This window comes from Massilia aerilata (assembly GCF_042656905.1).
Classification (GTDB): Bacteria; Pseudomonadota; Gammaproteobacteria; order Burkholderiales; family Burkholderiaceae_D; genus Telluria; species Telluria aerilata.
Genome location: NZ_JBHSMZ010000010.1, coordinates 288,275 through 313,814 on the forward strand (window position 1 = coordinate 288,275; position 25,540 = coordinate 313,814).

The window sequence follows — 25,540 nt, forward strand, 5'->3', positions numbered from 1 at the left end:
AAAACACGGCTAAACTGCGCGCCGTTTTTCAAATCTTGTTGAGCCCGCAAAACCAAGTTTGTATAACTCCACTAGGGCGCAGTGCGATGCCCCACGGCGCAGGGACGCTGGAACAGCCGTTTAGTAAATGGCCTCGGTAGCGTCAGATAAAAGAAGCCCACCCATAGGGCACACAAGGAGATTTCACATGATGTTCAGGAACACCCCGATTGCCGCGGCAGTCGCCCTGGCCCTGTTGAGCATTGCCAGCGCGCATGCGCAAACCACCCCCGCCGACACTTCGGCTGATACGAAGGCTGATGCCAAGCAGCCGGAAAAAGTGATCGTCACCGGCTACCGCTACTCGATCGAAAAGAGCCTCGACCAGAAGCGCAACGCCAATGCCATCGTCGACGTGGTCACCGCCGAAGACATCGGCAAATTCCCCGACAAGAACGTGGCCGACGCGCTGCAGCGCGTGCCGGGCGTGATCATCGACCGCAGCGGCGGCGAAGGCAAGAACGTCAGCGTCCGCGGCCTGTCCTCGGAACTGACGCTGACCCAGTTGAACGGCAACTACGTCGCCACCGCCGAATCGAACGGCGATCCTTCGCGTTCCTTCAACTACATGCTGATGCCCTCGAACATGCTGGGCAGCGCCGAACTGTTCAAGACGCCGGAAGCGCGCATCGACGAAGGCGGCATCGGCGGCACCGTGATCCTGCATACCCGCCGTCCGCTGGACGTGAAGTCGGGCAGTGGCTTCGTCAACGCCGAAGGCACCTGGGCCGACACGAGCAAGAAGGGCGATGGCCAGTTCTCCGGCCAGTACGCCTGGCATGATGAAAGCAACCGCTTCGGCGTGCTGGTCGGCTACACCCAGCAGAAGCGCACCACGCGCACCATGAGCGCCACCACCGAAAACTGGAGCTGGTATGGCGACGATTACGACGCCCATCCGGCCACCGACGTCAACGGCAAGCCCTCGGACATGACCAGCTACTGGTGGGGCCAGTCGGGCTTCTACGACCAGTCCGGCAAGTACTATACCAACTTCATGATGCCGACTTCGGTCAACTTCAACGTCAAGGAAGAGCAGCGCGAACGCAAGGGCGGCCAGCTGACCCTGCAGTTCAAGCCGATGCGCAACCTGAACCTGACCGCGAATTACTTCCGCTTCGACCTGTCGCAGAACTCGCAGACCAGCACACTCAAGGTACCGGAATGGAACCTGGCGCGCTACAGCGGCGACGGCAACTGGCCGGGTGGCCGCATGCTCGATGGACTGACTTTCGACCCGAGCGGCACCATCGTCACCGGCGCCAACTACAGCGCGCATGCCGGCAAGACCTATTACTGCAGCGAAGACCAGGCCAAGGCCGCGGGCCAGAAGCCGGGCGGCTGGGGCCCGGACGACTGCACCATCCCGACCCCGCAGATCACCGGCAGCTACAACCGCGAAAAGGCGAAGTCGCAGACCTTCGACATCGGCGCCGAATGGAAGGGCGAGTCGCTGGACGCGAACTTCCTGGCCGGCCGCACCTGGGCCGGCGGCGGCCCCTCGCTGCAGTTCTCCATGCCGATCAAGCCGCGCGTGCAGAATGCGGACGGCAGCTGGACCCTCGGTAACTACGCCAGCAGCTGGAACCTGAGCGGCACGCCGACCATGAACTTCTCGCCCGAGCTGATGGCCAACCTGGCCAAGGGCATCGGCGAGATCGACCTCGGCTCGACCTCGTCCTCGTGGACGAAGAACAGCACCAAGCAGAATTATGCCCAGGCCGACTTCACCTGGCATAACGACGGCAGCAAGTGGCTGGATTCGCTGCAGTTCGGCGCCAAGTACCGCGACGGCGGCACCCACCGCAGCACCGGCAACAACTACTGGGTCTGCCCCGGCAAGGACGCCAGCAACTACGACAACCGCTACCAGGCCGGCTGTGACCCGACCGCCAACAAGTTCCAGCCCCAGTTCCTGTACGGCCAGTCGCTGGACAACATCGCCGGCGGCATCAAGGCCAGCGCCTTCCCGGCGATCGACTACGCGACCTACGTCAATTACCTGAACAAGACCTACGGCCAGATGCAGACCCGTAACGAAGACAACTTCGTGTACAACGTCGGCGAGAAGATCACCTCGGCCTACCTGCAGGCCAACATCAAGACCGACCGCCTGCGCGGCAACCTGGGCATGCGCCTGGTGCGCACCAAGCAGCATGCCGATTCGACCGACCAGGTCGAGAACTACAAGGACTACTTCTTCAACGGTCCCAACGGCACCCCGGCGCCTTGCCTGGCGGGCGGCGCCCCGGCTGCCGGCGCGCCCGCAGGTTCGGGCTGCGTCAGCGGCTTCACGACCCTGCCGGACAGCATCGCGCGCACCCAGTCCTTCGTCGTCAGCTCGCTCGACCGCACCTACAACGACGTGCTGCCCAGCCTGAACCTGGCCTACGACCTGACCGACACCCTGCTGCTGCGCGCCGCCGCATCGAAGGTGATCTCGCGTCCGAGCTACGGCGACATCGCTTCGCCGGGCGGCCTGCAGAACTTCAGCCAGGAATACGTCAACGACCGCCGCCTGATCGGTGGCGGCGGCAATCCGGGCTGGTTCGGTTCGGGCAGCAACAAGAACCTGCAGCCGTACAAGGCCACCCAGTTCGACCTGGGCCTGGAGTGGTACTTCCAGCGCGGCTCCGTGCTCGGCCTCGACGTGTTCCGCAAGAACGTCAGCAACTTCTCGGTGCCGGTGGTGATGGACGTGGTCCTGAACGTCGGTGGCCAGAACGTGACGGTGCAGAACTACTCGACCAGCGCCGGCGGCCGCAACGGCGTGTCGCAGGGCGCCGAGCTGTATGCCCAGCACACCCTGTCGAACGGCATCGGCTTCCAGTTCAACTACACCTACAACAAGACCAACCAGGCCGCCATCACGCTGGAAGACGGCACCGACATCGGCTCCTCGCCGCTGGTCGGCAGCGCCCGCAACCAGGCCAACCTGACCGTGTTCTACGAAACCGACAAGCTGCTGCTGCGCGCTTCGTACAACCGCCGCGGCGAGGTGGTGGACGGCCTGCAGAACGGCCTGAACGTGTATGAGGATCCGTACAGCCAGATCGACCTGAACGCGGCCTGGAACTTCACGCCGCAGCTCAGCCTGACCGCATCGGTGCTGAACCTGACCCGCCAGGAGACCAGTTCGCATCTTGGCAACGACACCAAGGACCGCTTCTACTCCAACGGCTACGCCGGCCGCATCGCGTACGTCGGCCTGAACTACAAGTTCTGAGTTGCCCCTTGCTCCCCGGCCTGCCTGGCCGGGGAGATCTTTTTTGGAGGCTGCAATGAACGCGGACAATCGCATCAAGAATATCGTCGTGGTCGGCGGCGGCAGCGCGGGCTGGATGGCCGCCGCCGCCCTCGCCACTTACCTGGCCAAGGGTGCCACCATCCGCCTGGTCGAGTCCGAGGAAATCGGCATCGTCGGCGTGGGCGAGGCCAGCGTGCCGCACATCCGGCTGTTCAACGGCCAGTGGCTGGGCATAGCCGAAGCGGAATTCGTCAAGCGCACCCAGGCCACGGTCAAGCTGGGCATCGAATTCAAGGACTGGAGCCGCATCGGCGACAGTTATATCCACGGCTTCGGCGCGATTGGGCGCTCGCTCGGGCCGCTGCCTTTCCACCAGTTCTGGCTCAAGCTGCGCCAGGCCGGACGCGCGGGACCGATCGGCGACTACTCGCCGCAGACCGTGATGGCGCCGCGCGGAAAATTCGCGCCGGGCGACCGCAAGGCGGCGCCGAATTCGCCGCTGGCCGACATCGCCTACGCCTACCACTTCGACGCCACCCTGTACGCGCGCTACCTGCGCGAACTGGCGGAGCAGCGCGGCGCACAGCGCATCGAGGGCAAGGTCGTGCGCGTGAACCAGCGTCCTGACAACGGCTTCATCGAATCGGTGACGCTGGAAAGCGGCCAAGTGGTGGAGGGCGAGCTGTTCATCGACTGCTCGGGCTTCCGCGGGCTGCTGATCGAGCAGACCCTGAAGGCCGGTTACGAAGACTGGTCGCACTGGCTGCCCTGCGACCGCGCGCTGGCCGTGCCCAGCGCAAGCACCCATCCGGTCACGCCCTACACGCGCGCCACCGCGCGCAAGGCGGGCTGGCAGTGGCGCATTCCGCTGCAGCACCGCACCGGAAACGGCCATGTGTATTCGAGCCGGCACATCAGCGACGACGAAGCCGCCGCCACCCTGCTGGCCAACCTCGACGGCGAGGCGCTGGCCGAGCCAAGACAGCTGCGCTTCAGCGCCGGCATCCGCAAGAAATTCTGGGATAAAAATGTGGTGGCGATCGGGCTGGCCAGCGGCTTCCTGGAGCCGCTCGAATCGACCAGCATCTACTCGGCGCAGTCGGGCATCACCCGCCTGCTCAGCCTTTTCCCGACGCGCGATTTCAACCCGATGCTGGCCGAGCGCTACAACCGCGAGGCCGCCTTCGAATACGAACGCATCCGCGACTTCATCATCCTGCACTACCACGCCACCGAGCGCGCCGACACGCCGTTCTGGGAGCATTGCCGCATGATGGACGTGCCGGACACCCTGCGCGAGACCATGGATCTGTTCCGCGTGGACGGCCGCTACTTCCGTAACGGCGAGGATTTCTTCGCGCTGCCGAGCTGGGTGCAGGTGATGCTGGGCCAGCGCATCGTCCCGCAGGGCTACCACCCGATGGTGGACGAGATGCCCGAGGACAGGTTGATCGAGCTGGTCGAGGGCATGCGCGGCACGCTGGCGCATGCGGTGGCGTCGATGCCGACCCACGAGGAGTGGATCGAACGTTACTGGAAGGCGCCCGCCGCATGAGCGCGCGTCCGTTTGCGAAGCTGGTGATCGGGCTGGCGCTTGCCGCCGCCGCGGTATCGGCGTTGGCCGCCGCGCCCGATGGCGTCGTGATCGGCAAGGGCTGGCAGTTCCGGCTCCTGCCCGGTAATCCGCAGGGCGGCGCCCATCCCGAAGCAGCGCCGTGGCGTGCCGCCACGGTGCCGGGCACCGTGCACACCGACCTGCTGGCGCATGAACTGATCCCCGATCCCTATGTGGGCGCGCCGGAAGCGGGCCTGCAATGGATCGGCCTGGGCGACTGGGAATACCGGACCCGTTTCGACGCCCCGCGCGCCGCGCTGGCCAGCGCCCGCAGCGACCTGGTCTTCGACGGCCTGGACACCTACGCCGAAGTCTGGCTGAACGGCGCCAAAGTGCTCGACGCCGACAACGCCTTCCGTACCTGGCGCGTGCCGGTGCAAGGCAAGTTGCGCTCCAAGGGCAACGAACTGCGCATCGTCCTGTATTCGCCCATCGCGAGGCTGCTGCCGCAGGTCCAGGCGATGCCGCACAAGCTGGCCGGGAATTATCCATCGCCCTACGGCGACGAGCCGAAAGAGGCGATGACCGCCAACTTCGTGCGCAAACCAGGCTACCACTATGGCTGGGATTGGGGTCCGCGCTACGTCACCGCCGGCATCGTCAAGCCGGTGCTGCTGCAGAGCTGGGACGCGGTCCGCATCGACAATCTACAGCTGCGCCAGGACCATGTGGACGAAGCGCGCGCCGATGTGGCCGCGGTGGCGTCGCTCGATGCGGTGCGCGACGGCGGCGTCGAGGTACGCTTGTGGCAGACCGCGCCGGACGGCAAGCGCTCGCTGGCGGCGCAGCAGCGGGTGGCGCTGCATGCGGGCGACAACCGCATCGAGCTGCCGGTGCGCGTCGAGCGCCCGCAGCGCTGGTTCCCGAACGGCTATGGGAAGCAGCCGCTGTACCGCTACGAGCTGGAAGTCGGCGACGGCAAGGCGACCATCGCCAAAGCCGGCGCGCGCACCGGCCTGCGCACGATCGAGCTGCGCCGCGAGCCGGATGCCAGGGGCCGCAGTTTTTATTTTGCCGTCAACGGCATCCCGGTGTTCGCCAAGGGCGCCAACACCATCCCCTTCGACATGTTCCAGCCGCGGGTCACCAAAGCCCAGCTGCGCCGCGTGCTGCAATCGGCGGCGGACGCCAACATGAACTTCCTGCGCAGCTGGGGCGGCGGCTATTACGAGAGCGAGGACTTCTTCGACCTGGCCGACGAACTGGGTCTGCTGGTGTGGCAGGACTTCATGTTCGGCGGCGGCATGCAGCCGGCCTATGACGAGGCCTTCCGCGCCAACGTGGTGCGCGAGGCGCGCGACCAGGTGCGGCGCCTGCGCAATCATCCCAGCATCGCCCTCTGGTGCGGCAATAACGAGGAAGAGATCGCGTGGAAGTACTGGGGACCGGGCAAGGAGATGACCGCGGCCGCGCCGGACTTTGCGGATAAAGTCTGGAAGGGCTATGTGCAGCTGTTCGGCGCCGACCTGCGCAAGGTGGTGCTTGATGAGGGCGGCGGCATCGCCTACTGGGCCAGCTCCCCCGGCGACGACCTGGCGGAAGCCGCCAACACCCCCGCCAGCGGCGACATGCATTACTGGGAAGTCTGGGGCAACCCGGCGCACCCTCCCGTCAAATACCTGGAAATCACGCCGCGCTTCATGTCCGAGTACGGGCTGCAGTCCTGGCCGGTGCAGCGCACCATAGCCGCTTTCGCCAAATCCGACGAGCAGGGCATCGCCACGCCGGTGATCGAGGCGCACCAGAAATTCCTGGCCGGGAAGGGCAACGAGCGGCTGATGCAGTACGTGGCCTACGAATTCGGCGAAACCGCCGACTTCCCGACTTTCGTCTACCTGAGCCAGGCCGCGCAGGCCGAAGGCATCGCACTGGCGGCGCTGCACCACCGCGCCAGCCGTCCCTTCACCATGGGTTCCCTGTACTGGCAGCTGAACGACGTGTGGCCGGGCGCCTCGTGGTCCAGCGTGGACTGGTTCGGGCGCTGGAAGGCGCTGCAATACCACGCGCGCCGCTTCTATGCGCCGGTGGCGGTGGCGGCCTTGCGCGATGCCGCGGGCAAGACCACGGTCAGCCTGCTCAACGACCGCACGCATCCGGTGCGCGGCGAGCTGCGCCTGCGCGTCATGCGCCTGGACGGCAAGCTGCTGCGCGACGAACGCAAGACCGTCACGCTGGCGCCGCTGTCGGCTTCGAGGGCGGCGGATTACGTCGATGCGGACCTGCTGGGCGGCGCCGATCCGGCCTCCACGGTCGCGGTGTTCGAGCTGCGCGCCGAGGGCGAGCCGGCGTCGCGCGGGCTCGTGTACTTCAGGGCGGCCAAAGACATGCGATGGCCGGACGCCGGGCTGCATGCAGCTCTGCACCGCGATGGCCAGGGCTATGTGCTGGATCTGCGCGCGGACAGGCTGGCGCGCGCCGTGTGGATCGATTTTGGCGCTCTCGACGCCGAGCCGGCCGACAATGCCCTGACCCTGCTGCCGGGCGAAAGCCTGTCGCTGCGGGTGGCGTCGCGGGCCAGCCTGGATGCGCTGCGCAAGTCGCTGCGGGTGCGTTCGCTGGCCGAGGCGCTCGAGGGCGGGAAATCGTTTACTAAAACGCGCTAAAAAAAGCACGGATCGTGCTTCTTCGATTGACGCTCCGAAGCCTGCTGGGATAAAACTCGTTTAATAAACATAAGAATCTTGGAGGCCTTTCATGTACTGGATATCGCCGCGCCGCCCGAAGGTGCAGCCGTGAGCATGGTCACCCTGCGCGACATCGCGCAGACCACCGGGCTGTCGATCGGCACGGTGTCGCGCGCGCTGAAGAACCAGGCCGGCATGACCGAGTTCACCCGCAACAAGGTGCGCGACGCCGCGCTGGGACTGGGCTACGATTTCGGCCAGCTGAAGAAGGGCCGCATCCGCCGCATCGCCTTCCTGCTGCACAGCCAGCACAACACGCTGGCGTCCAGTCCCTTCTTCTCGCCGGTGCTGCAGGGCGCGGAAGCCGCCTGCCGGCGCGAGGGCGTGGCGCTGTCCTTCATCACGGTCGATCCGGCCGAGCCGGTGCTGGCGCAGATCCGCGTGCACCAGCCGGACGCCTTCGTGTGCGCCGGCTTCTTCGAGCCCGAGGTGCTGGACGCGCTGCAGCATGCCGGCAAGCCGATCGTGCTGGTCGACATGCACAGGCGCGGCTTCACCTCGGTCAACCCGGACAACCTGCGCGGCGGCTACCTGGCCACCCAGCACCTGCTGCGCTGCGGCCGCAAGCGCATCGCCATGCTGTCCGGCTCCCTGGCCCACTACAGTATCCAGCAGCGCAACCGCGGCTTCCGCCAGGCCCTGTTCGATGCCAAGGTCCATGCCGACCCAGGCCTCGAAGTCGTCGTGCCGTCCATGGGCGAGGGCGAGGAGGGCGTGGCCGAAGCCATGCGCAGCCTGCTGGACCTGCCGAAGCGGGCCGACGCGGTGTTCTGCTACAACGACAGCACCGCGCTGGCCGCCATGAAGTTCTGCCTGAACGAAGGCATGAAGATCCCGCATGACATCGCGATCGTCGGTTTCGACGACATCGCCGCCGCCGCCGCCGCCATTCCGCCGCTCAGCACCATCCATGTGGACAAGGAAGCGCTGGGCGGCGCCGGCATCGAATTACTGCTCAACAAACCAGACGAAAACCCATCCCAGATAACCGTGCCAGTCGAGATGGTCGTGCGCGAAAGCAGCTGCGACGACTAGAGCACACCTGACCCAGACCACCATGACCACTTTCCCGAATTTCCGCAGCCCGGCCGTCCTGCTCGATCACGCACGCAACACGATGCGCTTCTACCACCCGCGCGCGATCGACCCCGCCGGCGGCATGTACCAGTACTTCAAGGACGACGGCACGGTCTACGACCCGCGCCACCGCCACCTGGTCAGCAGCACCCGCTTCGTGTTCACCTATGCGATGGCGTGGCGCCACTTCCAGGACCCGGCCTACCTGGACGGCCTGAAGCACGCCGTGCGCTTCCTGCGCGAGGCGCACCGCCAGCAGGACGGCAGCTACGCCTGGATGCTGGACGGCCGCGACATCGAGGACGGCACCCAGCACGCCTACGGCGAAGCCTTCGTGCTGCTGGCCTATGCGCATGCCACGATGGCAGGGGTGGAAGAGGCGCGCCCGTGGATCGCCGAAGCGTTCGAGCTGATGGAACAGCGCTTCTGGAACGCCGCCGACGGCCTGTACGCCGACGAAGCGAGCCAGGATTGGCGCACGCTCTCGAGCTACCGCGGCCAGAACGCCAACATGCACGCCTGCGAAGCGCTGCAGGCCGCCTGGCAGGCCACCGGCGAGCGCCGCTACCTGGAGCGCGCCTGCCTGGTCGCCTTCAACATCACCCAGCGCCAGGCCGGGCGCTGCGGAGGCCTGATCTGGGAGCACTACGACGAACAGTGGCAGCCGGACTGGAAGTTCAACATCGACGATCCGGAAAACCTGTTCCGCCCCTGGGGCTACCAGCCCGGCCACTTCACGGAGTGGGCCAAGCTGCTGGTGCAGCTGGAGGCGCGCGGCGAGGGCGTCCTGGACCAGGACCTGGGCTGGATGCTGCCGACAGCCGAAAAGCTGTTCGGCGTGGCGGTGGAGAAGGGCTGGGATCAGGAAAACGGCGGCCTGTGCTACTCGCTGGCGCCCGACCTGGCGATCTGCGACTGGCACAAGTACTTCTGGGTGCAGGCCGAGAGCGCGGCGGCCGCCGCCATGCTGGCCAGGCGCACCGGCAAGGCCGAATACTGGGACTGGTACCAGCGCCTGTGGGAATACAGCTGGACCCATTTCGTCGATCACCAGTACGGCGCCTGGTTCCGCATCCTCGACCGCGAGAACCGCAAGCTGAGCGACGAGAAGAGCCCGGCCGGCAAGGTCGATTACCACACCATGGGCGCCTGCTACGACATCCTGACGGTGCTGGCGGAATCCGACCATGCATGACGCGCCGCTGATGCTGTGCGCCGGCGAGGCGCTGACCGACATGATCGACCAGGGCGGCGAGCACTGGGTGAGCCGCGTCGGCGGCTCGACCTGGAACGTGGCGCGCGCGCTGGCGGTGCTGGGCGAGCCCACCGGCTTTGCCGGCGCCATCAGCCAGGACCGCTTCGGCGACGCCCTGTGGGCGGCCAGCGAAGCCGTCGGCCTGGACCTGCGCCTGCTGCAGCGCGTGCCGCGTTCGCCGCTGCTGGCCATCGTGGAAAAATGCGAGCCGCCGCGCTACTTCTTCATCGGCGACGACAGCGCCGACCTGCACTTCGATCCGGCGGCGCTGCCCGCCGGCTGGGCGGATGCGCTGCGCTGGGCGCATTTCGGCGGCATCAGCCTGGCGCGCGAGCCGCTGGCCTCGAATCTGGTGGCGCTGGCCGGACAGCTGAAGGCCAAGGGCGTGGCAATCAGCTTCGATCCCAATTTCCGCAACCTGATGGACGAGCGCTATACGCCGACCCTGCAGCGGATGGCCGCGCTGGCCGACCTGATCAAGGTGTCCGACGACGATTTGCGCGGCCTGTTCCCAGGCCTCGAACTGGACGAGGCGCTGCGCCGGCTGCGCGCCTTCAACCTGGAGGCGATCTGCCTGCTGACGCGCGGCGGCGAGGGCGCCAGCCTGTTCCACCGCGACCGGCGTGCCGACGCGCGCGCGCCCACGGTGGAAGTTGTGGATACCGTCGGCGCCGGCGACGCCAGCGCGGCCGGCCTGCTGCAAAGCCTGGCCCGCTACCCGGAGCGTTCGCTGCAGTCCCATCTGCACGCCGCGCTGGCGGCCGGTTCCGCCGCCTGCCTGCAGGCCGGCGCCACCCCGCCGCCGCCGGCGGCCATGCATCGATTGTTCGAACAGCTCGAAGGAGACGCCTCGTGATGCGCCTGACCCGATTCACCCTCCCGTTTGCGCTCGCCCTGGCGGCCGGCGCCGCGCTCGCCGCCACCCAGCCCGCTGCGCTTACCCCGGTCAATACCTTCATCGGCACCCAGGACGAAGGCAATACCTATCCCGGCGCCTCGGCCCCGTTCGGCATGATCCAGATCAGCCCGACCGCCGACCATTACGCCGGCTACCGCTACAGCGACAAGCGCATCCGCGGCTTCGGCCACTCCTATGTGTCCGGCGCCGGCTGCTGGGAGCAGGGCGGCCAGCTGTCGGTGCTGCCGGTGACCGGCCGCATCGGTCCCGGCGGCGATTTCGACACCGGCAAGCCGGGCAGCTTCGACTACAAGAAGTACGGCGCCGAGTACAGCCACGAGGGCGAAGTCGGCCAGGCCGGCTACTACAAGGTCCAGCTGAGCAGCTACGGCGGCATCACGGCCGAGGCCACCGCGCTGACGCGCGCCGCGGCCGAGCGCTACACCTTCGCACCGGGCACCGGCACCGGCCACGTGCTGCTCAACCTGGGCCAGGCCAACGAGCGCCACAACGTGGTCGGCAGCGAAATCAAGCTGGTCGACGAGCGTAGCGTCGAGGGCAAGATCGTCACCAACAGCTTCTGCGGCGGCGCCAAGTACACCACCTGGTTCCGCATCGTCTTCGACCAGCCGGTGGTCGCCCACGGCATCTGGGACGAGCGCGGCGGCTGGCCGGGCGCCAAGGGTCCCAGCCAGGCGGGCGAAGCCAAGCCGCATGGCGTCTGGCTCAGCTTCGACCTGAAGAACGGCCGCGCCGTCACCGCGGTGAGCGCGATCTCGCACGTCGATGCCGAGGGTGCGCGCAACAACCTGCAGGCTGAGGGCATGGCCGGCGGCCGTCCCATGGCCTTCGAGGCGATGAAGGACAAGGCGCAGGCGGCCTGGCAGCGCGAACTGGGCAGCGTGCGCATCGAGGGCGGCAGCAACGACGACCGCACCGTGTTCTACACCGCGCTGTACCACGCGCTGCTGCAGCCGATGACCGGCAACGACGCCGACGGCCGCTACCGCGGCTACGACAACAACGTCCACACCGCGCGCGACTGGACTTATTACGAGTACTTCTCGCTGTGGGACACCTACCGCGCGCAGAACCAGTTGCTGGCCCTGCTGCGCCCGCAGCGCGCGCGCGACATCGCCAATTCCGTGCTGAAGATCCGCGAGCAGGGCGGCTGGCTGCCGCGCTGGGGCTATGCCAACTTCGAGACCAACGTCATGACCGGCGATCCGGTCACGCCCTTCCTGGTCGACCTGTGGCGCTTCGGCGCGCTGAAGGGCCGCGAGCGCGAAGCCTATGAGGCGCTGCGCCAGAATGCCTTCGGCACGCCGCCCTTCAACATCCGTCCACAGGGCCGCTCGGGCAACCCGACCTACCTGCAGAAGGGCTTCGTGCAGTACGACCGCACCTTCATGGCCAAGGGCATGGACACCGACCCGCACCACGGCGCCTCGGCCACCCTGGAGTACGCGCTGGCCGACAGCGCGCTGGCCAAGATGGCCTGGGCGCTGGGAATGGAAGACGATGCGCTGACGCTGTCGCAGCGCGCCCTCAACTGGAAGAAGGTCTGGGACCCGTCGGTGGTCGACGCCCCGACCGGCCTGCACGGCTTCCCGCGTCCGCGCCTGCAGGACGGCAGCTGGTTCGCCGACGTCGGCAGCGGCTTCGACCCGCGCGGCGACCACGGCTTCCACGAAGGCACGGCCTGGCAGTACCAGTGGCTGGTGCCGCAGGACGTGCCCGGCCTGGCCGCGGCCATGGGCGGCCAGGCCCAGGCCCTGCACCGTCTCGACCTGTTCTTCGACTACGACGCCATCCAGGCCGACCCGGCGGCGGTGCGCAAGTCCTGGGTGGTCGGCCCCTACAGCTACTACAGCCAGTTCCGCTACAACCCGAACAACGAGCCGGACCTGCACGCCCCCTGGATGTACACCCTGATGGGCCAGCCCTGGAAGACCACCACCGTGCTGCGCGCGGCCGAGACCCTGTTCGGCAACGGCCCGAGCGGCGTCACCGGCAACGACGACCTCGGCACCATGTCGGCCTGGTACCTGTTCAGCGCACTGGGCATCTACCCGGACGCACCGGGCAGCGGCCGCTTCCTGCTGCACGCGCCGCGCTTCGCCCGCGCCGAGATCGACCTGCCGCAAGGCCGCGTGCTGCGCATCGAAGCGCCGGACGCCAGGGCAGGCGAGCGCCGCTTCGTGCAGTCCGTGAACTGGTCCGGCAAGCCGCTGTCGCGCGTGTGGCTGGACTGGGAGCAGCTGCAGGCCGGCGGCACCCTCGGCTACCGCCTGTCCCCGCAGCCGCAAACCGCGGGCTGGGGCACGAAGGCGGACGATCTGCCGGCTGCGCCAAAATAACAAGGAGACATCATGGAACACACTTCAAGCACGGCGCTCAGGCCGCAATCGGGCGCAGCCACCGGCAACACCGGGCCGCTGGTCATCATCACCATCCTGTTCTTCATGTGGGGGCTGCTCACCGCGCTGAACGACGTGCTGATCCCGCACCTGAAGGCGCTGTACACGCTGAACTACGTGCAGGCGATGCTGGTGCAGTTCTGCTTCTTCGGCGCCTACGCCATCGTGTCGCTGCCGGCGGGCGCCCTGATCCGGAAGATCGGCTACCAGAGTGGCGCCGTGACCGGGCTGGTGATCGCGGCGGCCGGCTGCGCGCTGTTCTACCCGGCCTCGATGAGCGGCTACGCGCTGTTCCTGCTCGGCTTCTTCGTGCTCGCGGCCGGCATCACCATCCTGCAGGTGGCGGCCAATCCCTACGTGACGGTGCTGGGCGACCCGCGTACGGCGTCGAGCCGGCTGTCGCTGACCCAGGCCTTCAATTCGCTGGGCACGACCATCGCCCCCATCCTGGGCGGTGTGCTGATTTTGTCCGCCGGCGCGCAGCAGCTGAGTGGGACAGTGAACGAGGCCGCCAGCGTCCAGAAGCCCTACCTGGTGCTGGCCGGCGCCTTGCTGCTGCTGGCGGTGCTGTTCGCCTTCGCCCGCCTGCCGAAGATCGAGCACGCCGACGACGGCGTGGTGCAGCTCGACACTGCTACCCGCGCCTCGGTGCTGGCGCATCCGCACCTGCTGATGGGCGCGATCGGCATCTTCCTGTACGTGGGCGGTGAAGTCAGCATCGGCAGCTTCCTGATCAACTTCATCGGCGAGCCGCACGTCGCGGCGCTGGCGCCGGCCGATGCATACCACTACGTCAGCTATTACTGGGGCGGCGCCATGGTCGGCCGCTTCATCGGCTTCGCGGTCATGCGCTACGTCAGCCCGGGCAAGACCCTGGCCTTCAACGCCGCGGCGTCGATCGCGCTGATCATGGTCGCCATCTTCGGCCACGGCCAGGCGGCGATGTGGGCGATCCTCGCGGTCGGCCTGTGCAATTCGATCATGTTCCCGACCATCTTCAGCATGGCGCTCTACCGCCTCGGCAAATTCACCGGCCAGGCCTCGGGCATCCTGTGCATGGCCATCGTCGGCGGCGCCATCGTGCCTTTCGTGCAAGGCATGGTGGCCGATGCCGTGGGCCTGCAATGGTCCTTCCTGGTGCCGGCGGCCTGCTACGCCTTCATCCTCTGGTTCGGGCTGCGCTTCGCGGGGCTCTACCTGGCGGGCGAGTCGGAGAACTAGTAGGGCGTCCTGGATGTCTGATCCTGTATGCCCGGTTGGGGGCATACGCTGAGGACGCGACAGTCGAGGAGGCCGGTATGGCTTTCGATCAAGGCAGGACGCTGGCGTTGGTTATCGCCTTCATGTGCGCGGCATCGGGTTGCTCGAACCACGACGCCGAACTCGAGCGCGGAATCGTCGGGGTGTGGCAAGCAGCCGACGTGCCTGAGGTCGAGATCGTCGTCGACTATCGGCCCGGCCATGCGTCGTACTACACATGGCGCTCGAAATCCGACGGCACGAAGAATTCCGCAAATGGAAGGTGGTCCATCAAGAATGGCGTGATCACTGACAAACTGGAAAAGTGGTCCTTGTCCGACCAGCCTCCACCGACCCTGCGCACCGAGATCATGAGTTTGAAGGCGGACGAACTCATCACGCGCGGGGAGCCCGGCAAGCATCCGGATGTCTTTCGGCGTCTTTCCGTGACCGGGGATGGCAGCCTTACTTCACCCCCAGAAAATGCCAGTGCCGCATCCGCACCGCAGGCGCCCCCGCCAACGCCTGCTGCGCCAGAGCCTGCACCGGCGCCTGCGCCAGCCCCGGTTCAGGCGGCTTCCCCGCGCGCATTCATCGATGAGACGGTGTATGTGCCAACGAAGGAGCACGCACATCTCACTTTCAACATTTATCGCAAGGCGAGCGTACTCATGCTCATCGATATCGATAATCAGGTTCCCGTGGACATAATCACGCTTCCCACGAAATGGACCGCCGAGAATTATGAAAACCTGAAGATAAATATCGGCCTGGGAGAGGCGTCTGAAATGATGAGCCAATTGTTCGGGAAGGAAGCAACGGAACAGTTTCTACCCAAAAACACGACAGGCATCGACGAAACAAGCCTGTTCACCTTGCCCCTTTCGAAACGTGGCGCGTATGGACACCTTGAAGTCCGTGCCGAACTGGAGCCCGGAGCCTATACGCTCTTCCTGGACAACACCGAGGATTTCACGCCGACGCGAGGCGATGCGCCGGTTCACGTGCAACTGTACGCTGAATAAAAGCGCCTTGGCGAAACGGCATTAGCACATTCCAATTTGGAAGGCTACTGGACTTTTGCGCCTGTTTGCGCTATCATTCGTACAATATATTTGTTCAAAAGTATCTCCGCAGCACCGTATTTCCCCTCAACGAGCGGGAAATCATTCCTGGGCCCAGCGCCCGTATCCGTAATCGTTTGACGCATCGTTCGTCAAATACCTGCGTCGTTAAAAGTCCTGAAACCCAGCCTCTTTTAACACGCCTATGACACCCTGGTCCCGGCGTGAACGCCGCCGGAACGCGTGCCTCGTTTCTTTTCGCCGCTTGCGCACGCCGATGCGCCTTTGCATCGCCAACGGCCCAGGGTTTCATTGCCTTTGCCAAATCGAAGGAGAACCAAACAGTGGCAAAACAAATCCTTATCGACCATGTCTTCAAGGTATACGGTAATCAACCGGAACAGGCACTGGCCCTGGTCCGCCAAGGGGCCGGCAAGCAGGATATCCTGGCCCGGACCGGATGCACGATCGGTGTGTTCGACGCCAGTTTCACCATCGAGGCTGGAGAAATCTTCGTCATCATGGGCCTGTCCGGTTCGGGCAAATCGACCCTGGTGCGCATGCTGAACCGCCTGGTCGAGCCGACCGCCGGCCGCATCCTGGTCGACGACGAGGACATCAATACATTGCCGGATGCGCAGTTGCGCGCCTTGCGCCGCAAGGACATCAGCATGGTGTTCCAATCGTTCGCGCTGCTGCCGCATGTTAGCGTGCTCGACAACACGGCCTTCGGCATGGAGCTGGCCGGCATGCCCAAAGCCGAGCGCCATGCGCTGGCCCGGCAGGCGCTGGAGCAGGTCGGCCTCGCGGCCTATGGCGCCAGTTATCCCGACGAATTGTCCGGCGGTATGCAGCAACGCGTGGGACTGGCGCGCGCCCTGGCTTGCGATCCGGCGATCCTGCTGATGGACGAGGCGTTTTCCGCCCTCGATCCGATCATGCGCTCGGAAATGCAATCGGAGCTGCTGCGCCTGCAGCAGATCAAGCGCCGGACCATCGTCTTCATTTCGCACGACCTCGATGAAGCCATGCGCATCGGCGACCGGATCGCCATCATGAAGGACGGGCATGTGGTGCAGGTGGGCACGCCCGAAGAGATCCTGCGCAAGCCGGCCAACGAGTATGTGCGCAACTTCGTGCGCGGCGTCGATGCGGCGGCCGTCTTCAAGGCTGGCGACATTGCCCGCAAGAGCCAGATCGTGGTGTCGGAATCGCCCAGCCGCGGTTCGCGCGCGGCGCTGTCGATGCTGGAAGAGCAGGACCGCGCCTACGCCTATGTCGTCAACCCCAGGCGCGAGTTCCTCGGCCTGGTGTCGGCCGAGTCGCTGCGCAACGCGCTCGACGGCCATACCGGTCCGCTGGGCCTGTCGCATGCCTTCCTGCCGGATGTGCAGACCATCAGCGCGGACGAGCCCGTTGCCGGCCTGTTCGGCCAGGTGGCGCAATTGCCGTATGCGCTTCCGGTGGTGGCCGGGGACGGCAGCTTCCGCGGCGCCATCAGCAAGACCACCTTGCTGAAGTTCCTCGACCGAGATCAGAAAGGACAAGCATGAATCCCAGTACTGTGACCACCCCGGTCAATCCATGGCTGCCGACGCCGCCAACCGACACCGCCTGGCTCGACGCGGCAGCGCCGGCCGCCACGTCCGGGCACGCCGGGGGCGTTCAGCTGGCGCAGATCTTCGATGGCTCGCTGCCGCTGGAAGCCTGGATCAACCAGGGCCTGGGCTGGGTCGTCGAACATTGCCGCCCGTTTTTCCAGGCCGTGCGGGCGCCGATCGACGCGACCCTGGCCGGTGTGGCCGACCTGCTGCTGGCCGCGCCCTCGCTGGTGGTGATCGCCATCGTCGGTTTGCTGGCCTGGCAGTTCACCAGCCGCACCCTGGCGATCGGCACCGTGCTGGCGCTGCTGCTCCTGACGATGCTGGGCGTCTGGCCGGAAGCGATGCTCACCCTGTCGCTGGTGCTGACCTCGCTCGCGTTTTGCCTGGCGATCGGCTTGCCCCTGGGGATATTCCTGGCCAGCAGCGACCGCGCCCAAAAACTCCTGCGCCCCTTGCTGGACGCCATGCAGACCACGCCTGCCTTCGTGTATCTGGTGCCGGTGGTGATGTTGTTCGGTATCGGCAACGCGCCTGGTGTGATCGTGACCATCATCTTCGCCCTGCCGCCGCTGGTGCGCCTGACGAATCTCGGCATTCGCCAGGTACGTCCCGACCTGGTCGAAGCGGCGCGCGCGTATGGCGCCTCGCCCTGGCAGCTGCTGAGCCGCGTGCAGCTGCCGCTGGCCATGCCGTCGATCATGGCGGGCATCAACCAGTCGCTGATGCTGTCGCTGTCGATGGTGGTGATCGCCTCGATGATCGCGGTCGGCGGCCTGGGCCAGATGGTGTTGCGCGGTATTGGCCGCCTGGACATGGGCCTGGCCACCGTGGGCGGTCTCGGTATCGTGCTGCTGGCCATCACGCTGGACCGCCTGACGCAGGCGATGGGGCAGCCGCGCCGCGGCGTGCGTCACTGGTACCAGACGGGCCCGGCCGGTTTCGTCCTGCGCCTGGTACGAGGCGGTCCGGTACGCGCCAAAGCAGCCGCGCCAGCCACCTCCATCAGCGCACAATAAATAGAAAGGATCCTGATGCAACGTATAGCAAACTTCGAAGCCACGTACAAAACACAGCGCAGATTCAAATGGTTCTCGGCCCTGGCGCTTGCCGTGCTGGCCCTGACGACCAGCCTGGCCATGGCGCAAACGCCGGATGCCGGCCTGCCCGGCAAGGGCATCAAGGTGCAGGCGCTGCAAAGCCCGATCGCCGAAGAAACATTCCAGACCATGCTGGTCGACAGCGCCCTGGAAAAGCTCGGCTACGAGCCGCAGCCGATCAAGGAAGTGGATTATCCGACCGCGCACATCGCCATTGCCAACGGCGACGCCACCTTCCTCGCGGTGCATTGGGATCCTTTGCACCAGGACTATTACAACAATGCCGGCGGCGACGCCAAACTGCTGCGCACCGGCGAATATGCCGGTCCGGCCGCGCAAGGCTACCTGATCGACAAGGCCACGGCCGAGAAGTACCACATCACGAATATCGGCCAGTTGCGCGACCCGGCACTGGCCAGGCTGTTCGACCATGATGGCGACGGCAAGGCCGACCTGACCGGCTGCAATCCGGGCTGGGGCTGCGAGGCGATGATCGAACATCACATGGACGCCTACAAATTGCGTGCGACGCTCAAGCATGTGCAGGGCAGCTATACCGCACTGATCGCCGATACCATCGGCCGCTACCAGCGCGGCGAACCCATTCTGTACTACACCTGGACGCCTTACTGGGTGAGCGGGGTGCTGGCGCCGGGCAGGGACGTGGTCTGGCTGCAGGTGCCGTTCTCGTCGAATCCGCAGAAGGCCAATACCCGCCTCGACGATGGCAGCGACTACGGCTTTTCCGTCAACACGACGCGCATCGTCGTGAATCGCGCCTGGGCCGACCGGAATCCGGCGGCAGTGAAACTGTTTGAAGTCATGCGCCTGCCGATTGCCGACATCAATGCGCAAAACGAGCGCATGCGGAATGGCGAAAACACGCAGGCCGATATCGCGCGCCATACGGCAGGCTGGATCCAATACCATCAGCAGCTGTTCGACAGCTGGATCGCGCAGGCGCGCGCAGCGGCGCAACCTTGATGGAACACCTGGAAGGAGAACACAAATCCTGAGATTTTTGCTCACAGCGGCGATGCGTATGCCAAAGCTGACGCTCGCGCTCGCACTATGCGTGCTGGTCGCCCTGGCCGGAACGCTGAGCTATAGCGCTTACCTTGTCGTCGGGGTGCTGGCCGATTATCTCGGCACGGGCCGGGGCATGGCGGGTCTGCTGCTTGGCGCGCTTTTTGCCAGATTTCCCTGGGCAAGCAAGGGTAAGTTACGTATCGTCGGTCTATTACCCAGGCCCGTCCGTCGACCAGTGATGGCGAGCTTGCTCGCACTCTGCTTGCTGTACTTCTTGTCCCGGGTGTGGGTTAGTGAGAGTTTTGGCACTACGTTGCAAGCTTTTGTCACTCAATCAAGGATGCGGGCAAGAATGTTCGCAAAATCAATTAGTTAGCCTTAACTTTCTCAGTTAAAAAAGTGCAAAGTTCACCTTAGAATGGCACAAATCGTGTGTTTAAGCTCCGTTCGGGTGACAAATGTCCCGCTAATTGGAGTGGTGCCCGAAATCGGATAACGGCTGTAGTACAGGGGCCGTTCGATATATGAGAAAGTGTGCCGAGTGCCAAAACCGCCACCAACTTACATTCGCCAAACAACGCGGTTGTTTTCAAGCACCGGACATGGACCGGACACGAGGACTACGAAATCCGGAAACAAAAAAATGCCAACCTGCATGGGTTGGCGTTTTCGCGTGGATATTCTTGGTGGCCCGGGGCGGAATCGAACCACCGACACAAGAATTTTCAATCTTCGTGTATCAGCGCAAGCTCTAACAGGGTGTAGACGAAATCAAACTTGATGGGCAAGTCTATTGAGTAGCATACGTGCCTCGGTCAACCACACCCAGGCGGCCGAGACATCCAGCTAGCGGTCGTGATGCATGACCGTACGGCACCAGCGTTCGGTCCACGCGTGGGTACGTTCGACCACCCAGCGCTCTGGCAAGACCACGAATCCCGCGTAATCCCAGCGACCGGCACGGCCGCTCGTTCTGGATCGTGCAGGGTTACCGTCTTGCGATTTCCTGGGCGCCGCACCACTTCGACACGGACGTGGTGTAGCTGCTCGATGTCGCGAGCGCACTTACCTCCGTACGGACCGTCGGTGTAAAGCCTTTCAAGGCCGGGCGCCTTGGAACACGCTTGGGCGGCCACAGCGGCGGCGGCATGCCACAGTTACGTCGCCGACTTTGTCTACACCCTTTTAGTCGTTTTTATGTAGTTATGGGCGTAACTATTTAACGAGCAGCCTTAAGGCGCCGCACCTGCTGAACGAGGATCGCTAGCGCTTGCAATAGCATCCCGCATCGACTCCGGTAAATTAACATAGCGGTTGATCGCTGGTAGAATTTCTAGCATGCCAGGGTGTCGAAAACTGCGAAAAATTTCCTCTATAAATTTTTTCGTTAGCCATTGATGTAAGCTGGTACCGTATATCTCACTCTTTACGCGCTCAACGTCACGCTTCGTAGTCACATCGAAAGTTACCAATTTTAAGCTTTCTGCCGTCACGGGCCAGTTGCGTTGCCCGATCTCGTCGAAAATCTTTCGCAAGTATTCCTCAATTTTTTTGAATGGGTTGACAATTAAAGCGTTTTTATGGCCGGTAAGTGTCCAGCAGTATTCGTTGTACTCGGCTATCGCTTCATGTAGGTTATATATTTCTGTAGACTCGCTGCTGCTGCCTTCCAGATGAATTGTGGTGTATTGAGGAATATTCTCGAGATAGGACGACAGCAGCGGATTTAAAGCATTAGGCGATGGTGATGGCTCCAGAGCCAATTTGAGTCCCAGTGCGAATAGCGCTGCCTGACTATGAAATGGACCAAGTGCCCATTGCTCTGCAGCCTGCAAGCACTGAGCGAAATGTAATTGAGCTGCCGGATCTTGCTCGCTGATGGCAAGCACACCGAGGAGGAATGCCGCCACACCGTCGTGAAATGGTTTGTCAGAGCAACGCTGTAATTGTTTCAGTGCCTTGATCAGCTTGGTTCGGTTCCAAGTTTTGGTTAGGCCATTGCGCAGAAAATCGCGTAATAGGTTTGGTAAGCCTGAACTCGCAAAGGTCCGGTGTCCCTCCAGTAGGGACTTGAACGCTGATGTGTTCGATATTGTGGCCGTTAGCCTTCGCATATTACCTGCATGCATAAAGAAAACGAACAAGTCTCGGTTAGCGCTTAGCCGACGTGACGTATCACGCTCCATTATGGACTGCATGTCCTTATTTAGCTGCCGTATTAATGCCGGGAAGTACTGGGGCTGAGTTTCCGACATGCGTCGGTGCAGCTGCTTCAGGGCCATCATTGCTGCATAGATACCTGTCAATTCGTCGATCAACAGGTCCGCGTTTGCTTTCCCCAGGATGGCGTTCAGTTCATCGCGCAGTGCCGTCAGTTCGCGCCGCTGCGTTGCCGGCCGGGTGGACGAGCGAGGATCGAGGCTGTTGAGGTGTTTAAAGAACAAGAGCGTGACTGGGGCGCGCCCGTCTAATCGTTCTTGAATGCGTGATCGCATGAGTTCCTTACACGCCTTGATCGGATCATAGTCCTGTCGTGTTAGCTCTTTTACACAGATGGGTAACTGCTTCAGAGGGCTGTAGTCCTCCAGGACATCAGATTCAAACAGAGCGTAGATGAGCGTCGCTAACTGAGGGGTGCCGAACAGCTCGGTCACCGCTATGTTCAGGTCTTCCTGGTCAGCGGCGTCATGTACGAGGCTGGCCTGTATCCATGACACCAGTTGCTGAGTGTGGGCGAAAAATGCACGCAGAACGTTACGCGCGTCATCGCTAGGTTCGGCACCACGACGGACAGAAATTCCAGCTAGCGCTTCGATCAGGGGGGCGGCTTCTTCACCGTCGAGGAGGGAGTAGCGGTCCTGTTTTTTGCTGAAGGACCTGGCCAGTGTGATTTTATCGGCCTGCTGCGTGCCGAGGTCGAATAAAGCACCAACTTCCTCAACAAACTCGGCAACCGTTATCAGCTTGACAGCATGGTGGCGTGTTGCAAAAGGCATTGACAGCGTCTCCGTAAATTTCCGGCACCGCCGACCGGTGCGCGATCCTATCCTACTAACGCCTGCTGACTTTGCTACGCATATCGGCGGACAGCCTATCTAACTAACCTTCAAGGTAACCAAAATGACTATCGTAAAGAAACTGAAATCAATTAAAGATGCTGCCGTCGACACAATTGGCAAGGTGTCAGACCCAGCTTCGCGTGCTGGCGTAACGTTGGAGCGTGTCGCTAAGATGGCTAAAGCGGGCGTGGGTAACCGTGCCATTGCTTCGCAACTGACCGACAACAGCCGCACTGGCCAAGTCTACACGACCGATCACGTTGAGGGTTTCAAAATGATGTTTAAAGACGTTCAAACTAAGGTCGGCGTAACCGCTGCCCAAACTCGTACCATAATAGCCGACCAACAGGGTGTAAAGCAGGGCGCTGCGGCGAAAGAGCCAACCAAACAGGAGGTTGGTTCGCGGAGCGTTTCGAGTACTCTGGAACCCAAGGCGCGCTGAGTGGCATAATGAAGTAGCACCACGACGAGAGGCAAAACAGAGTTGTACGGCGCGGACGTTCCGCCACCGGTGCTACAGCTATAGGTGCCTAGGTCAAGTCGCCAAAACGAACTTTGACTTAATGTGAAAGGCGGGCGACTATGAAGTCATAGCCGCCCGCCTTTGTTGCATCAGGTGACGCTTCACAATGTTAGTACCGGGAATAGGACCGGATGTAGCAATTTCAGATGCAAGAAACAAAAGGCCAACCTCGCTGGGATGGCGCTTTTGTTTGGAAATTCTTAGTGGGCTAGGGCGGGATCGAACCACCGAGACAGGATTTTCAAGAAGCGGCTAGAGCTCGACGACTTTATATCCTGCGGCTTCTGACGATTCGCTTATCACTCCCTACCTGTCGAAGTCATCGCCAACAGAGGTTGGGTGCGCCTTCCTGGTCGGCATGAAGCCCTACTTCGCTGTCAATTTGCAGTCGAATGATTTCTTCAATATAAATTCCCCACGTGCAATAATAGATCCAAGATACTGGCATTCAATTCTGACCAAGCCAGCTGCGAACGGAGAGTAATGTGGACAAATTGGCAAGCATATTTAACAATACTTTGTTTCGCGTACCGGATTACCAACGTGGTTATGCCTGGGAACAGTCGCAGCTAGATGATTTTTGGAAAGACTTGACTTGGCTGCGGTCAGGGCAGCTGCATTACACCGGCATGTTGACCTTGCGCGGCGTGACGGCACCGCGCGGAGATGTTCCAGAGAACGGGCCGCATCAGGTGTTTCACGTTGTTGACGGGCAGCAGCGCTTGACAACCATTTATTTATTGCTAAGAAAACTGATCGAACGTTCGGGGCAGCTGCTTGCCGGGCAGCCCCTTGCCATCGTCAGCTACACCTATCTCGCCGCGTCGCTCGCCGGGCGTAATGTCGAGGTATTTGGATATGACGCCCCGGCAAAAATGGAGTTCTTGCGTCGCCTGATTGATCCTGTGCCGGCTGCCGGCAAGACGAGCGCGGAAATTGTCCCACGCAACATCTATGAAGTGAATCTGCTGAACGCGAGCGATTTCTTCGATACATGCTTGCAAGGCATGACGCAGCCACAGATCGACGATGTTTTTGTTCGCTTGACGCAACAACTCGTCTTCGATGTGCACGAAGTGAAGAGCAGTTTCGATGTGTGCGCTATGTTCGAGTCGATCAACTACCGCGGCAAAAAGCTGACGAAATTCGAAGTGCTGAAAAATCGGCTGATTTACCTGGCCGAATTGCTGGGCCAGGCCGACCTTGCGCAACTGCCGGTAGCATCTGCTTTAAGAGACAAAATCGATGCCGTATGGGGTGAGGCATTCGACTGGTTTGGTCATAGTAACCCGCCACTTAGCGAAGATGAATTCCTTCTGAACCATACGATCATGTACATCGGACCTTTGCCTAAAGTTCAGGAGGCACTGGACCGCGTGCTTTTTAAAGAGCGTTTCTCGAATGACCGCCTGAGTGTTGAAGGCGACGATCCGATCACGTTGCATGAGATCGAACGATATGTCGACAGCGTGCGTCTCTCGTCCGAGTTATGGGCATTCCAGAACGCTAGCATTGACAGTGTCAGCGTGCCGTCATTCCCGGCGTCACAGGAGATAGCCGACTGGTTCTTGAGGTTGAATCGGCTCACGATGAGGCATTTCCGTCCCCTTATTCTGGGCGCCTTGAACCAAATGACGCGTCCCGGTACGACGGAGACAAAAGAAACACTGGTGCAACTACTACAGGCGATCGAACGCTTTATTTTTATCGTCTATGGACTCTGCGACAATTACTCCAACCATTCGTCGAAGACCTATTTCGGGGACTATGGCTGGGCTATTTATCATGAGGTGCCGGAGTACTCGTTTTGCGAGATCACCGAAGCTATTGAGGACTACCTCGAGAGTTATGACGAGGATGGTGAATTCATCGGTGAATTTTCGCCCGGACGGTTTATCGAAAAAGCGCATGCTCGTTTTATCGGTGAACAGGGATGGCGCTCCTGGGGGACTATCAAATACTTCCTGAGTGAGTGGGAGGCGGACTTGTCCGGGGAAGGGGCCTACGTCATGTCGGAGCGCGCGTACAAGTACGCGTCGATCGAGCACATCATGCCGCAGAATCCTTCGGCGGCAGGTCAGTGGCAGTCGAACCAGAAAATTCTCGGGAAACGTTTCAAGTACGTTCTTGACGACCTTGGCAACCTGACCTTGCTGGGCGTAGGGGCGAACAAGGCAGTCAAGGATATCGACCTCGCTTCCAAGGCAGCGGCATACAGGATGACAGACGATGGTCAGGACATTCTGGAGCGTGCTGGTAAGGACTACGAGTGGGGCGAGAAGCAGATCCAGCAGCGTGGACAGGACATGGTGCGTTTCATCTGCGAACGCTGGAACCTGCCAGGACAGGACGACGACGACAGTAAACTGCAGTTTGATTACGATGATGTCCTGTCGACCCATGTAAGGGCACCTAGGCAGAAGCGTAAACAGTAAGAGACTTGTGGGTAGGGAGCTGTCTAAGTCAGCTTAGGCAGAATTCGACCGAAGAGCCCATGCGGAACAATTGCTTGGGCTAATGGAGAAATGATTGGCCGACCACCCCCACGCAGGACGTGGCCTGCGGACGTGGTGTCGTAGATTCCACCGGTAACAGTATGTTGGCTATGTGCAACCTGTCACTTTGGGAGGACGAGCCGGGTCGCATCTTCTCGCTGCCGCGGTTGCAACGGCACGATCTGAGTACAGCGG

Annotated in this window: 16 protein-coding genes, 1 tRNA gene and 1 pseudogene; 15 read left to right on the forward strand and 3 right to left on the reverse strand. The window is 62.8% G+C overall.

Annotated features, from left to right (window positions below):
* Nucleotides 1–187 precede the first annotated feature (187 nt).
* The 13 genes from ACFPO9_RS15835 (at nucleotide 188) to ACFPO9_RS15895 (ending at nucleotide 19,644) form a co-directional block, all read left to right on the forward strand.
* The gene (locus tag ACFPO9_RS15835) at nucleotides 188–3,265 is read left to right on the forward strand and encodes a TonB-dependent receptor (protein ID WP_379772082.1); all 3,078 of its coding nucleotides are present in this window, start codon (nucleotides 188–190) and stop codon (nucleotides 3,263–3,265) included.
* A 55-nt stretch (nucleotides 3,266–3,320) separates the two neighbouring features.
* Nucleotides 3,321–4,841 (forward strand): tryptophan halogenase family protein, encoded by a 1,521-nt coding sequence (locus tag ACFPO9_RS15840; protein WP_379772083.1) that lies wholly within the window; start codon nucleotides 3,321–3,323, stop codon nucleotides 4,839–4,841.
* Nucleotides 4,838–7,504, forward strand: a complete 2,667-nt coding sequence (locus tag ACFPO9_RS15845; RefSeq protein ID WP_379772084.1) for a beta-mannosidase — start codon at nucleotides 4,838–4,840, stop codon at nucleotides 7,502–7,504. Before ACFPO9_RS15840 ends, ACFPO9_RS15845 begins: the two co-directional genes overlap by 4 nt.
* 135 nt (nucleotides 7,505–7,639) lie before the next feature.
* Complete coding sequence (locus tag ACFPO9_RS15850; RefSeq protein ID WP_379772146.1) at nucleotides 7,640–8,620, forward strand: LacI family DNA-binding transcriptional regulator; 981 nt, start codon at nucleotides 7,640–7,642, stop codon at nucleotides 8,618–8,620.
* Between the two features lie 22 nt (nucleotides 8,621–8,642).
* Nucleotides 8,643–9,857, forward strand: a complete 1,215-nt coding sequence (locus ACFPO9_RS15855) for an AGE family epimerase/isomerase (RefSeq protein WP_379772085.1) — start codon at nucleotides 8,643–8,645, stop codon at nucleotides 9,855–9,857.
* The gene (locus ACFPO9_RS15860; protein WP_379772086.1) at nucleotides 9,850–10,773 is read left to right on the forward strand and encodes a carbohydrate kinase family protein; all 924 of its coding nucleotides are present in this window, start codon (nucleotides 9,850–9,852) and stop codon (nucleotides 10,771–10,773) included. Before ACFPO9_RS15855 ends, ACFPO9_RS15860 begins: the two co-directional genes overlap by 8 nt.
* Nucleotides 10,773–13,175 (forward strand): GH92 family glycosyl hydrolase, encoded by a 2,403-nt coding sequence (locus tag ACFPO9_RS15865; protein WP_379772087.1) that lies wholly within the window; start codon nucleotides 10,773–10,775, stop codon nucleotides 13,173–13,175. The genes ACFPO9_RS15860 and ACFPO9_RS15865 overlap by 1 nt, the downstream gene beginning before the upstream one ends.
* Nucleotides 13,176–13,187: 12 nt before the next feature.
* Nucleotides 13,188–14,456, forward strand: coding sequence for a sugar MFS transporter (locus ACFPO9_RS15870; protein ID WP_379772088.1), 1,269 nt, complete (start codon nucleotides 13,188–13,190; stop codon nucleotides 14,454–14,456).
* Between the two features lie 77 nt (nucleotides 14,457–14,533).
* Complete coding sequence (locus ACFPO9_RS15875) at nucleotides 14,534–15,499, forward strand: hypothetical protein (RefSeq protein WP_379772089.1); 966 nt, start codon at nucleotides 14,534–14,536, stop codon at nucleotides 15,497–15,499.
* 383 nt (nucleotides 15,500–15,882) lie between these two features.
* A complete protein-coding gene (gene proV / locus ACFPO9_RS15880; RefSeq protein ID WP_379772090.1) occupies nucleotides 15,883–17,091 on the forward strand; it encodes a glycine betaine/L-proline ABC transporter ATP-binding protein ProV in 1,209 nt (402 codons plus the stop codon).
* Complete coding sequence (gene proW / locus ACFPO9_RS15885) at nucleotides 17,088–18,158, forward strand: glycine betaine/L-proline ABC transporter permease ProW (protein WP_379772091.1); 1,071 nt, start codon at nucleotides 17,088–17,090, stop codon at nucleotides 18,156–18,158. The genes proV and proW overlap by 4 nt, the downstream gene beginning before the upstream one ends.
* 15 nt (nucleotides 18,159–18,173) lie before the next feature.
* Nucleotides 18,174–19,223, forward strand: coding sequence for a glycine betaine/L-proline ABC transporter substrate-binding protein ProX (gene proX, locus ACFPO9_RS15890; RefSeq protein ID WP_379772092.1), 1,050 nt, complete (start codon nucleotides 18,174–18,176; stop codon nucleotides 19,221–19,223).
* Between the two features lie 58 nt (nucleotides 19,224–19,281).
* Entirely contained in the window at nucleotides 19,282–19,644 is a 363-nt protein-coding gene (locus ACFPO9_RS15895) for a hypothetical protein (protein WP_379772093.1), read from the forward strand.
* A 308-nt stretch (nucleotides 19,645–19,952) separates the two neighbouring features.
* On the opposite strand, the gene ACFPO9_RS15900 is transcribed toward ACFPO9_RS15895, so the two are convergent.
* The 3 genes and pseudogenes from ACFPO9_RS15900 to ACFPO9_RS15910 form a co-directional block, all read right to left on the reverse strand.
* Nucleotides 19,953–20,024 (reverse strand) — tRNA-Phe (locus ACFPO9_RS15900).
* 15 nt (nucleotides 20,025–20,039) lie between these two features.
* Nucleotides 20,040–20,416: pseudogene (locus ACFPO9_RS15905) on the reverse strand (transposase family protein); the annotation flags it as partial.
* An 84-nt stretch (nucleotides 20,417–20,500) separates the two neighbouring features.
* Nucleotides 20,501–22,264 carry a hypothetical protein gene (locus ACFPO9_RS15910; protein ID WP_379772094.1) on the reverse strand — a complete coding sequence of 588 codons (1,764 nt, stop codon included), beginning with the start codon at nucleotides 22,262–22,264 and terminating at the stop codon, nucleotides 20,501–20,503.
* 124 nt (nucleotides 22,265–22,388) lie between these two features.
* On the opposite strand from ACFPO9_RS15910, the gene ACFPO9_RS15915 reads away from it, so the two are divergent.
* Together ACFPO9_RS15915 and ACFPO9_RS27720 are read left to right on the forward strand one after the other, a co-directional pair.
* Nucleotides 22,389–22,769 carry a hypothetical protein gene (locus ACFPO9_RS15915; RefSeq protein ID WP_379772095.1) on the forward strand — a complete coding sequence of 127 codons (381 nt, stop codon included), beginning with the start codon at nucleotides 22,389–22,391 and terminating at the stop codon, nucleotides 22,767–22,769.
* 566 nt (nucleotides 22,770–23,335) lie between these two features.
* Entirely contained in the window at nucleotides 23,336–25,285 is a 1,950-nt protein-coding gene (locus ACFPO9_RS27720; protein ID WP_465263311.1) for a DUF262 domain-containing protein, read from the forward strand.
* The last annotated feature ends 255 nt before the right edge of the window (nucleotides 25,286–25,540 follow it).